This window comes from Bradyrhizobium canariense (assembly GCF_900105125.1).
GTDB lineage: Bacteria > Pseudomonadota > Alphaproteobacteria > Rhizobiales > Xanthobacteraceae > Bradyrhizobium > Bradyrhizobium canariense_A.
On the sequence record NZ_LT629750.1, the window covers coordinates 5,690,046 to 5,701,590 of the forward strand.

Annotated in this window: 9 protein-coding genes; 7 read left to right on the top strand and 2 right to left on the bottom strand. The window is 63.4% G+C overall.

Features of this window, described 5'->3' with window-relative positions:
* The first annotated feature begins 6 nt into the window (after positions 1-6).
* The 4 genes from BLV09_RS26980 to BLV09_RS26995 all read left to right on the top strand — a co-directional run bounded on the left by BLV09_RS26980 (position 7) and on the right by BLV09_RS26995 (position 5,631).
* Positions 7-3,552 (top strand): helicase-related protein, encoded by a 3,546-nt coding sequence (locus BLV09_RS26980; RefSeq protein WP_100385272.1) that lies wholly within the window; start codon positions 7-9, stop codon positions 3,550-3,552.
* A 95-nt stretch (positions 3,553-3,647) separates the two neighbouring features.
* Positions 3,648-3,920 carry an RNA-binding S4 domain-containing protein gene (locus BLV09_RS26985; RefSeq protein WP_100385273.1) on the top strand — a complete coding sequence of 91 codons (273 nt, stop codon included), beginning with the start codon at positions 3,648-3,650 and terminating at the stop codon, positions 3,918-3,920.
* A 148-nt stretch (positions 3,921-4,068) separates the two neighbouring features.
* Positions 4,069-4,407: a ferredoxin FdxA gene (fdxA, locus tag BLV09_RS26990; RefSeq protein ID WP_100385274.1), complete on the top strand. Its 339-nt coding sequence runs from the start codon at positions 4,069-4,071 to the stop codon at positions 4,405-4,407.
* Positions 4,408-4,818: 411 nt separating this feature from the next.
* Positions 4,819-5,631, top strand: coding sequence for a CarD family transcriptional regulator (locus BLV09_RS26995; protein ID WP_244548828.1), 813 nt, complete (start codon positions 4,819-4,821; stop codon positions 5,629-5,631).
* Between the two features lie 304 nt (positions 5,632-5,935).
* On the opposite strand, the gene BLV09_RS27000 is transcribed toward BLV09_RS26995, so the two are convergent.
* A complete protein-coding gene (locus tag BLV09_RS27000; protein ID WP_244549208.1) occupies positions 5,936-7,327 on the bottom strand; it encodes a M48 family metalloprotease in 1,392 nt (463 codons plus the stop codon).
* Between the two features lie 207 nt (positions 7,328-7,534).
* Positions 7,535-8,341, bottom strand: coding sequence for a thermonuclease family protein (locus tag BLV09_RS27005; protein WP_146689573.1), 807 nt, complete (start codon positions 8,339-8,341; stop codon positions 7,535-7,537).
* A 249-nt stretch (positions 8,342-8,590) separates the two neighbouring features.
* Between BLV09_RS27005 and BLV09_RS27010 the strand changes: the two genes are divergently transcribed.
* The 3 genes from BLV09_RS27010 (at position 8,591) to BLV09_RS27020 (ending at position 11,525) form a co-directional block, all read left to right on the top strand.
* Positions 8,591-9,796 (top strand): ABC transporter substrate-binding protein, encoded by a 1,206-nt coding sequence (locus BLV09_RS27010; protein ID WP_146689574.1) that lies wholly within the window; start codon positions 8,591-8,593, stop codon positions 9,794-9,796.
* 161 nt (positions 9,797-9,957) lie between these two features.
* On the top strand, positions 9,958-10,746 hold the full coding sequence (locus BLV09_RS27015) for an enoyl-CoA hydratase (protein WP_100385276.1): 789 nt from the start codon (positions 9,958-9,960) through the stop codon (positions 10,744-10,746).
* 14 nt (positions 10,747-10,760) lie between these two features.
* Positions 10,761-11,525 carry a hypothetical protein gene (locus BLV09_RS27020; protein ID WP_146689575.1) on the top strand — a complete coding sequence of 255 codons (765 nt, stop codon included), beginning with the start codon at positions 10,761-10,763 and terminating at the stop codon, positions 11,523-11,525.
* Positions 11,526-11,545: the final 20 nt, after the last annotated feature.

Consider the following 11,545-nt stretch of genomic DNA (forward strand, 5'->3'; position numbering starts at 1 on the left):
GAAAATATGGCTTTCTCCCCTTCCGTGGCAGCGTTCTCCAACGAACGGGCTCCTGGCGCCGGCGTTACCGCGGTGCTCGGGCCGACCAACACCGGCAAGACGCATCTGGCGATCGAGCGGATGCTGGCGCATTCCTCCGGGCTGATCGGCCTGCCGCTGCGGCTGTTGGCGCGCGAGGTCTACAACAAGATCGTCGATCGCGCCGGCGTCGATTCCGTCGCGCTGATCACGGGCGAAGAGAAGATCAAGCCGCCGAAAGCGCGGTTCTGGGTCTCCACTGTCGAAGCCATGCCGCGGGATCTCGACGTCTCGTTTCTCGCGGTCGACGAGGTCCAGATCGCCGCCGATCTGGAACGCGGCCATGTTTTCACCGATCGCATCCTGCACCGGCGCGGCCGCGACGAGACGCTGCTGCTGGGTGCGGCCACCATGCGCCCGATCATCGAGCGGCTGTTGCCGGGCGCGTCGATCGTCACACGGCCGCGGCTGTCGCAGCTTGAATTCGCCGGCGACCGCAAGATCACGCGGCAGCCGCGCCGCACCGCGATCGTGGCCTTCTCGGCCGATGAAGTCTATGCGATCGCCGAGTTGATAAAACGCCAGCATGGCGGCGCCGCCGTGGTGCTGGGCTCGCTCAGCCCACGCACGCGAAACGCGCAAGTGGCGATGTTCCAGTCCGGCGACGTCGATTATCTGGTCGCCACCGACGCGGTCGGCATGGGGCTCAATCTCGACGTCGACCACGTCGCCTTTGCCTCCGACCGCAAATATGACGGCTATCAGTTCCGCCGGCTCAATCCGTCGGAATTCGCGCAGATCGCGGGCCGCGCCGGCCGCGCCACCCGCAACGGCACCTTCGGCACCACCGGCCGTTGCGCGCCGTTCGAGCCGGAACTGGTCAATGCGCTGCAGAACCACACTTTTGAGAGTGTGAAAATGCTGCAATGGCGCAATTCGAAGCTGGATTTTTCCTCGCTCGGCGCCTTGCAGGTCTCATTGGCGCTGTCGCCCGCCCATGAGACGCTGACCCGCGCGCCGATCGCCGAGGATCAGCGCGTGCTCGATCACGCCATCCGCGACGCCGAGGTGCGCGAGATGGCGCATGGCGCCGCCGCCGTGGAACGGCTGTGGGACGCCTGCCAGATTCCGGATTACCGCAAGCTGTCGCCGGCCGCGCATGCCGAACTGGTGGCTACGCTGTACGGGTTCCTGATGAAACGGGGCCGGGTCCCCGACGCCTGGTTCGCGGCCCAGGTCGACCAGGCTGACCGTGTCGACGGCGATATCGACACGCTATCGGGCCGGATCGCGCAGATCCGGACCTGGACCTTCGTGGCCAATCGCCCGGACTGGCTGGCCGATGCCGAGCATTGGCAGGGCGTTACACGCGAGATTGAAAATAAATTGTCCGATGCGCTGCACGAACGGCTTACGGAGCGTTTCGTTGATCGCCGGACCAGTGTATTGATGCGCCGCCTGCGGGAGAACAGCATTTTGAATACGGAAATCGGCAAGACTGGCGAAGTGATTGTCGAAGGCCATGTGATTGGCCGGCTCGATGGATTCACCTTTGCGCCCGATGCGGCGGAAGCCGGTTCCGATGCGAAAGCGTTGCAGGCGACCGCACAAAAGGCCTTGGCCGGCGAAATCGACGCGCGGGCCGAAAAATTGGCCGCAGCGCCCGACGATCAGTTCGTGCTGGCCTCCGACGGTACCCTGCGCTGGACCGGCGATGCCGTCGCCAAGCTGGTGGCGGCCGAGGACGCGCTGCATCCGCGCATCCGCATCATTGCCGACGACCGCCTGAACGGGGCGCCGCGCGAGGCGGTGCAGACCCGGCTCGATCTGTGGCTGAAGACGCATATCGAGAAACTGCTGGGGCCGCTGTTCGAGCTTTCCAAGGCCGAGGACATCACCGGGATCGCACGCGGCATCGCGTTCCAGCTGATCGAGGCGCTCGGCGTGCTGGAGCGTGCCAAGATCCAGGGCGAGATGAAGGATCTCGATCAGCCGTCGCGCGCGAGCTTGCGCAAATACGGCGTGCGGTTCGGCGCCTATCACATCTATTTCCCGGCGCTGCTGAAGCCTGCGGCGCGGGCGCTGGCCTCGCTGCTATGGGCGCAGAAGCAGGACAATGTCGACATGTCGGCGCTGTCGGGGGCGCAGCATCTGGCGAGCAGCGGCCGCACTTCGTTCCCGATCGACAAGACGCTCGACCGTGATGCCTACCGCATCCTCGGCTACAAGCAATGCGGCGAACGCGCCGTGCGCGTCGATATCCTGGAACGTCTCGCCGATCTGATCCGTCCCGCGCTGGCGTGGCGCGAAAGCTCGCCCGGCGAAAAGCCCAATGGCGCGTTCGACGGCCGCGGCTTTGTCGTGACGCAGGCGATGACGTCGCTGACGGGCTCGGCCGGCGAAGACTTTGCCTCGGTCCTGCGCGCGCTCGGCTATCGCATGGAGCGCCGCGCGCCATTGCCGCCGAAACCGGTCGAGGTGGTGGAGACGGTTGCGGCCGGGACGGCCGTCGTCGAGGCAACATCATCCGAGGCAACGGCATCCGAGATAACATCATCTGAAGCAGCGCCATCGGAAGCAGCCGCGCCGTCCGTCGAAGCCACGTCATCTGGGGAAGCTGCGTCGCCCGAAGCCGTGCCCTCCGAGACGGTCGCAGAAGAAGCCGCGCCGCCGTCGGTCGTCGAAGACGCAGCACCTGCCTCATCAGCGTCATTGTTGCCCGACATCGCATTCGCACCCGCTAGCAGTGATCCGGAACCTGCACCGGTTGAGGCATCGCCGGAGGCTGCGGCTCCAATAGAAGCTTCAGCGGAAGCGGAAACGGCCGAGGCGTCGCCGGATCAGGTTGCAGCGGCCGAAGCGCCGGTTGAAGCTGCCGCCGGCGAAGCCGCGACGTCTGACGTTGCAGCTCCTGAGGTCGCAGCGCTGGAAGCAGCCGCGGCCCCCGAATTGATCGAAGTCTGGCGGCCCGGCGGCCGTTCGGAAGAACGCCGGCCGCGTCATGATCGTAACCGTCACCGTCACCAGGGCCGTCCGGAAGGCGCGCAGCCTGCTGCTGCTGCCGCAGGCGAAGCCGCCACCGGCGAGGGCGAGAAGCACCATCGGCGTGGACGTCGCGGCCGCCATCAGGATTTCCGCGTGCCGCCGCGCAGCGATGCGCCGGCTGCCGAAGCTGCGCCGGCCGCGGCTGCGGTCGCCGTGGACGGCGCGCCCGCACCCGCGCGCGAGGACAGGGGTTCCCGGCGCGAACGTTTTGAAGGCAAGGGCAATCGCGACAAAGACGGGCGCAGCGATAAATTTCAAGGTTCGCGCGATAAAGGCCCTCGCGATAAAGCCGGCCATGGCGGACGCGATCGCGATAAAGGCGGACGCGGCGACAAAGGTGGCCGCGACAAGCGCGACAGCGGGCCGGCGCTGCGGCAATATGCGACCAGCTCCAGCCCGCGCGACCGCGATCGTCCGATCGATCCGAATTCGCCGTTTGCCAAGCTGGCCGCGCTTAGGGAGCAGCTCGCGGCCGGCCGCAAGGATTAGCTAACAGCGTTTTCGAGCGAAGCGGGTACCGCTTCGCGTTAAAGAAGACGCGTCAGAGGAAAGCGTCAGCAAGATCCGTTTCGAGATGGTGTTATTTGGAGCGCCAGCGTCTTGATAAATGGTTGTGGCATGCGCGGGTGGTGAAGGCCCGCACCAGCGCCGCCGCGCTGGTCGAGGCGGGTCATGTCCGCATCAATGGCGTGCGCGAGAAGGCGCCGGGTCACGCCGTGAAGCTGGGTGATGTGCTGACGATCGGGCTCGATCACAGCGTGCGCATCCTCAAAGTGGTTGGATTTGCCGAGCGGCGCGGCGATGCGCAGGCCGCGCGCGTACTCTATGATGATTTGCAGGAAGGGCCCCGGTCATGAGGTTTTCGGGCAATTTCTTGCTTTCAGGTCACGTCGGCGTGGCCCAGAACTGACTGAAAACGTTTCGCGAAAGCATTGTGCTTCCCTTGCGGCTGCGGACTTCCTGCGCTAGCAAGCCACTCAAAATTGACCCGTTTCGGAGCCCTGGATGACTTACGTCGTCACTGAAGCCTGCATTAAGTGCAAATATACCGACTGCGTCGAAGTCTGCCCGGTGGACTGCTTTTACGAGGGTGACAACATGCTGGTCATCCATCCGGACGAATGCATCGATTGCGGCGTGTGCGAGCCTGAATGCCCGGCCGATGCCATCAAGCCGGACACCGAGCCGGGTCTTGAGAAGTGGCTCGAGGTGAATACCGAATACGCCAAGAGCTGGCCAAATATCACCCAGAAGAAGGAGTCTCCGGCGGACGCCAAGGATTTCGAGGGTGTCGAAGGCAAGTTTGAGAAATATTTTTCTCCGGCACCGGGTACCGGCGACTAGTTAATGAGTGGTTTGCAGGACACAAAACGGTGAAGCCTTCAGCTTCTCGCCGCCTGATGACTTAACCCTAATCTGGGTTGATCACACGAAAACGGCCCGCGAATCCCCTGCTTGGGCCGTAAATCATTGATTTTCACGGAAAATGTGCTATATTGGGCACAATACAAGCCGAACCCAGCCATGCGTATTTTGTGGCGTCAGAGGTTTTCGTGAAAACATCGAACAGGGGCGTGGCAGTTCCGCGCGCAGGCTGTGTCACAGAAAACGCGTAAAAAGAGTGTTTCCAAGAGTTCCAAAAAAGGCGCTGCGGCCAGCCGTGGTGCAACCAAGAGCCGTGCTCGGGCTACTGTGAACACCCGGACAGCCACCAAGGCCTCGGCTGCAAAGTCCTCAAAAAACAAAAGAAGCTCAATGCCAAACAAGACTGCGAAGACTGCCGGGAAAGCAACCGGTTCGAAGACGACTGCTTCGAAGGTTGCCCCCAAAACTGCTCCGAAGGCATCTGAACCGAAGACCGTTGCCAAGGCTGTGGTCAAGCCGGTTATCGCCGCCAAGCCTGTCGTCGCCAGCAAGCCGGCGGCCGTTGCGCCGCGCGTCGAGGAGCCGAAGAAGGCGCTGACCCAGCGCCAGGGCTTCAAGACCAACGAGTTCGTGGTTTATCCCGCGCATGGCGTTGGCCAGATCCTGGCGATCGAAGAGCAGGAGATCGCCGGCGCGCGGCTTGAGCTGTTCGTGATCAATTTCATGAAGGACAAGATGACGCTGCGGGTGCCGACCGCCAAGATCGCCAATGTCGGTATGCGCAAGCTGTCGGAACCGGTGCTGGTCAAGAAGGCGCTGGAGACCCTGAAGGGCCGCGCGCGCGTCAAGCGCACGATGTGGTCGCGCCGGGCCCAGGAATATGAAGCCAAGATCAATTCGGGAGACATCGTCGCGATCGCCGAAGTGGTGCGCGATCTCTATCGTTCGGAGTCGCAGCCCGAGCAGTCCTACAGCGAACGTCAGCTCTATGAAGCAGCGCTCGATCGTCTGTCGCGTGAGATCGCCGTCGTGCAGCACGTGACGGAAACCGAAGCGGTCAAGGAGATCGAGAGCCAGCTCGCCAAGAGCCCGCGCCGTGGCGCCAAGTCCGAGACCGAAGCCGGTGCGGGCGATGAAGCCGATGCGGATGAAGCCGACGACACCGATGGCGACGGTACCGCCGTCGCGGATGAGGCAGCGTAAGCGCCTCTTACAGATTTGGAATGAAAAGCCCGGTCCATGCGACCGGGCTTTTTGTTTTTTCCGTCGCCCCTGCGAAGGCAGGGGCCCATAACCGCAGGCCTTCGCGGTTATGCTGGGCTCTGGCCCCAGCGTGCGCAACAACAAAGCCCTGTGGTTGTGGATCCCGGCTCGCGCGGAGCCTGTCATCGGGCCGGCCGAAGGCCGGACCCGTTGGCTTGGCCGGGACGACGAGAACCAAAATCTCTCCGCGATGACATCGATATCCCGGGCTCGCTTTGCGCCCCGGGATGACGCGCTTCGCGCGTCAATCCACCACGATCTTCACGCGATCGCGCACCTTGACCTGGGCGTGGGCGTCGAGGCCGTTGAGGACGCGGAAGCGATCGACCGGTCGGTCGACGCCGGCCATGCGGTGCGACAGCGATTCCACGGTATCGCCGGGTTGCACGGTGATGACCTTGATGCGCAGCGGCCGGGCAGCCTGAATCTCATCGAGCGTCAGGCGGCGGAAGGAATTCACGGTTTCGCGCGCGTTGCGGTCGCTCTCGGTGGTCTTCTGCCGGGTCGCGAAAATAAAGCGGTAGACGTCGGTGCCGAAATGCAGCGCATAGACCTTGAACTGCCATTGATCGGTATGCGCGGTCGCGGATGCCGCCGGGAAGCCGTTGATGGTCAGATCCTCGGTCGAGGACTTGTCGACATTCTCCATCCAGCCGGAATTGAGATAGTCGCCGAGGCTCTGCTCCGCCGGAACGCGCACGACGTCGAAGCGCATGGCCTGCGAGCCGCCGTCACGCACGCCGATCACGGCCTGTGCGGTATTGTCGAGCGTGAAGGTGTCGGGCGCGGTGAAGGTGAAGCCGAGCTTGGGATGCAGGAACCGGTGGCCGCGCACGAAGCCTTCGCTCGGATCCTCGCCATAGACGATGTTGTCGATCGCCGCGAGATAGTCTTCGCGGTCGCGCTCGCCGCCGTCGGGTGACGAATACTGCCGCGCGCTGGCCTGCGCGCTCTGCACGCGCTCCGGCGTTGCCGGGTGCGATGACAGAAAATCCTGGGCGCGCGGATCGTCGGAGGAGGGCTTCCCCGCCTTCAATTCGGCATTACGCTCCATCGATGTCAGGAAGCGCGATGCACCATAGGGATCGAAATGGGCGCGCGCCGAGATGCCGACGCCGATGCTATCGGCCTCGAATTCCTGCTGGCGTGAGAAGCTTGCCATCGTCAGCTTGGTCTTGGCGAGCGCCAGCGCGGTCATATCGGGATCGTTGCCCATATCGGTGACGACGCGGGTCACGACCGCGGCCTGGCGCGCCTGGTCTTCGCGGATCGCGGCGTGCTTTGCCAGCACGTGCGCCATCTCGTGCGACAGCACCGATGACAGTTCAGAGGTATCGCACGCCAGCGCGATCAGGCCGCGGGTGACGTAAAGCTGTCCGGTCGGAAGTGCGAACGCATTCACCGCGCCGGAATTGAGGATCGTCACCTTGTAGGCCTGATCAGGACGGTCGGAAGCGGCGACCAGCCGATCGACGGTCTTGCCGATCAGCGCCTCGAGCTTGGGATCGTCATAGGCGCCGCCATAAGACGATAGAATCCGCTCATGCTCGCGCTCGGCGGCGGGGGATTGGGTAACCGTGTGCACGGCGGGCTTGACGGGGCTTGGCGCCGGAGACGCGGTCTGGAGCTTGCCCATCTCGCCGCAGGCGGCAAGTGCAACCGCAGCAACGCACAGCAAAACGGGCGCAGCCCAAAGGCGGCGGCCTGTTCCGCTCCCGCGCAGTCCCGCACACTTTAACACCGTCGTCACTCTTGTTTCAGAAAGCTGGAGGCAGATCGGCCTTCCCGGTCAGCCCCCGCGCTTTGCCCTCGTGTTTGGGCATGATCTTTTCGGAATCATGCCCTAGTTCTCGCCCAGCAATTCAATCTGCCCCACCCGGAGCGCCTCAATTCGCGGTCCGCCACGGGCCTCGACCCAGCCGCGGACACGAATCTTTTTATTTTCGAGGGACTTAAGCGCAATTCCGGCCGCCTCATAGGCCGGTATCATGCGCTTTGGAATAGTCACAGCAAAGTCCCGTGTCCAGTTACGTCCAAAATTAAGATAAGTCGTGGCCCCGGCCTGCCGAACGGACAAAACCTTGCCCTCGACCACGGAGAATCGCCCTGTCCCGGCCAAAATATCGCCCGGACTTTCCGTGTTTTTTATGGCCGCCGGGTCAGCCCAGATCCCCCGCTTGGCCTGTCGGGCGGCCAATTCGGCCGCGGCCAGGGTCGAGGCGCAGTCCTTGTCGGTCACGGTGGCCGCGACCAGCGCGTCGCCCTGGACCAGCAACGCCACCTGCACCGGCGTGTCGGACCCCTCTGGGAATACGAAGGCAGGCTGACGGCCGTACCGGTCGGGCGTGTCGTCTTCTCCGCGAAGCTCCACGTCACGGCCCGCGACGATCGCCGACAGCGCCGAGGTACGGTTGGTCTTGGCGCCTTCGGCCGCGACCGGCTCGATGCCGGCAAGACTGACATCGCGGCCGTCCGCAAGCCGAAGCGTGCGCGCATCGATGACCTCGGTAACACGGCCTTCGCCTTGCGGTTCAAAGGCGCATCCCGCCGCGATCGCGGGTGCAGCCGCGGCCACAAGCAGCAGGCTGCCGATCGCGACGGTCGCGTGGCGAAAGCGTCGAAGTTTGATCGTTGTTGCCGGTAAGAGCATGACGCCATGCTCTCACAATTCATGCATTCCGCTTAGCGGAAAAACATTAGGTGAGCATTGTCGAACGAAAGCCTGCCCCGCATTTGACGCGGGGCGCGCGCGGGTACGGCTCGCCCAGAAACGCGTTAAAACCAGAGAGGGCACGGGCGCGTTTTTTACAGCGGCTTGCCGCTGCGGAACGCTTGCGGCATGATCGCCGCAACAGAATTGAGGCCGCATGCAAGGCGGCCCGTTCGCAGGGAGGCTTTGATGAAGCGTGTATTTTCCGGCGTTGTCGCGTCGATGCTGGCGATCGTCGCGAGCGCGGCGATGGCGCAGGACAAGCCCCCGCTCAAACTCGGCGGCATCCTCGATATGTCCGGTCTTTACGCCGATATCACCGGACCCGGTTCCGAGACGGCGGCCAAAATGGCGGCGGAAGATTTTGGTGGCGAAGTGCTTGGCCGCAAGATCGAAATCATCGCGGCCGATCATCTGAACAAGGCTGATCTCGCGGCCAACATCGCCCGTGACATGTTCGACAATCAGGGCGTCGAGATGATCTACGACGTCGCGGCGTCCGCGACCGCGCTTGCCGCCGCCGAGATCGCGAAAGCGCGCAACAAGATCATCATGTTCTCCGGCCCCGGCTCGATCCGCCTCAGCAATGAAGCCTGCGGTCCCTACACTGTGCATTATGTTTTCGACACCTTCGCGCAGGCCAATGTCACTGGTCTGGCTGCAGTGAAATCCGGCCTCGATACCTGGTTCTTCCTGACCGCCGACTATGCGTTCGGACAGGATCTGGAAAAGGACACCAGCAATGTCGTGCTGAAGTCCGGCGGCAAGGTGCTGGGCAGCGTCAGGCATCCGCTGAATACGTCGGACTTCTCGTCCTATTTGCTGCAGGCGCAGGCGTCGAAGGCCAAGGTGATCGGGCTTGCCAATGCCGGCGGCGACACCATCAACGCCATCAAGCAGGCGTCCGAATTCGGAATCATGAAAGGCGGCCAGAAGCTGTCGCCGCTGCTCGCCTTCGTGACCGATATCGACGGCGTCGGTCTTGAAACCGCGCAAGGCCTGCTGCTGGCCGAGGCCTTCTATTGGGACCTCAATGACGACACCCGCGCGTTCTCCAAGCGCTTCATGGAGCGCATGAAGCGTCCGCCGACCTCGGCGCAGGCGGGTGTCTATTCATCGGTCCTGCATTACCTGCAAGCCGTAAAGGCCGCGGGAACCACCGATCCGGCCGCCGTCATGAAGATCATGAAGGACACCCCGATCAACGACATGTTCGCCAAGAACGGCCGGATTCGCGAGGACGGCCGCATGGTGCATGACATGTACCTGTTCGAGGTCAAGAAACCGTCGGAATCCAAGGGGCGCTGGGACGATTACAAGCTGCTGGCAACGGTCCCCGGCAACGAGGCGTTCCAGTCGCTCGAATTGTCGCGCTGCCCGCTGGTGAAGAAGTGACCGCAGGTCATTCCGGGGCGCGCGGTAGCGCGAACCCGGAATCTCGAGATTCCCTGATGTGCAATTGCACATCTGAGGTCTGGTGCTAACGCACCATCCCGGAATGACGGGACCGGAATTTTGGAATCCATCGCAACCAATAACAACGAAAGCGAAAACGCATGAATGACATGGTCCTCCAGAAGCTCGATCAGGGCTTGCTCACCATCACCATGAACCGTCCCGACCGGCGCAACGCGCTCAATCCGGACATGACCAAGGGATTGGTCGAGGCGGCGCGCCGTGCGACCGAAGATCACGAGGTCCGCGCCGTGCTGCTCAAGGGCGCCGGCGGCACGTTCTGCGTCGGCGGCGACGTGAAGTCGATGGCGGAGGGCCGTGCGCCGCTGCCGTTCGAGGCCAAGATGGCCAACCTTCGCCGCGGCATGGAGGTCTCGCGTATTCTCCACGAGATGCCGAAGCCGGTGGTGGCGCAGGTCGACGGCGCCGCCGCGGGCGCCGGCCTCTCCATTGCGCTGGCCTGCGACCTCCGCGTCGCCAGCACGTCGGTCAAGATCACCACGGCGTTTGCCAAGGTCGGATTGTCGGGCGATTATGGTGGCACCTATTTCCTGACCCACCTGCTCGGCAGCGCGAAAGCGCGTGAGCTGTATCTGATGTCGCCGGTGCTGACGGCGCAGGAAGCGCTGGCGCTTGGCATGGTGACGCGCGTCGTTCCCGATGCCGAAGTCGATGCCGCCGCGCATGAGCTTGCGATGTCGCTGGCGCAAGGCCCGTCGGTGACGCTCGGTTACATCAAGCGCAACATCAACAACGCCGAGCATTTGTCGCTGGAAGCCTGTTTCGATGCCGAGGCGATTCATCATTCGCGCGCGGGCGAAACCGCCGACCACAAGGAAGCCGCCAAGGCGTTTGTCGAAAAGCGCAAGCCGGTGTTCCAGGGGCATTGATCGGGGGCGTCAAAATGGCTGGCTATATGCGGCTGCGGCAGATCTGTCTGGTGGCGCCGCATCTCGAGCCTGTCGTCAGCGACATCGCGGCCATCCTAGGCCTCGATGTCTGCTATCGTGACGGCAATGTCGCCAAATATGGCCTGGAGAATGCGCTGCTGCCGGTCGACACCATTCTTCTCGAAGTGGTCGCACCGTTTCAGCCGGGCACCGCGGCGGGGCGCTTCATCGAAAAGAGCGGCGGCCGCGGCGGCTATATGGCGATCTTTTGCTGCGACGATCCGGACCAACGCGGCGAGCATGCCAAGGGGATGGGCGTGCGTGTGGCCAATGTGATCGATCATCCGCCCTATCATGGCGTGCAACTGCATCCGCGTGATTGCCGCGCGGCGTTCATCGAATTCAACCACACCGAGGGCAGCGACGACGTTCTCGGGCCCTATCCGCCGGCCGGGCCGGACTGGCAGAAATCGATCCGCAAGGACGTAACGCGGGCGTTGATCGGCGTCGAGATGCAAAGCCCGGAGCCGCGCGCGCTGGCCGAGCACTGGGGACGGATCATCGGGATACAAGTCAGCAACAATCAAGGCGGCGAGTCCGAACTGAAACTTCCGAACTGCAGCTTCCGCTTCGTCAGCGGTAAAAGCGAGATCATGAGCGGCCTGACGTTTCGGGTCGGCGATGTTGCCGCTGTCGGCAACGCCGCCAGGGCAAAGGGTTGCGCGATGTCAGGCGATTCATTTTTGCTTGGTGGCGTCACCTTCCACCTCGCGGCGTGAGCGTTGCCGGCAGGCCCAAG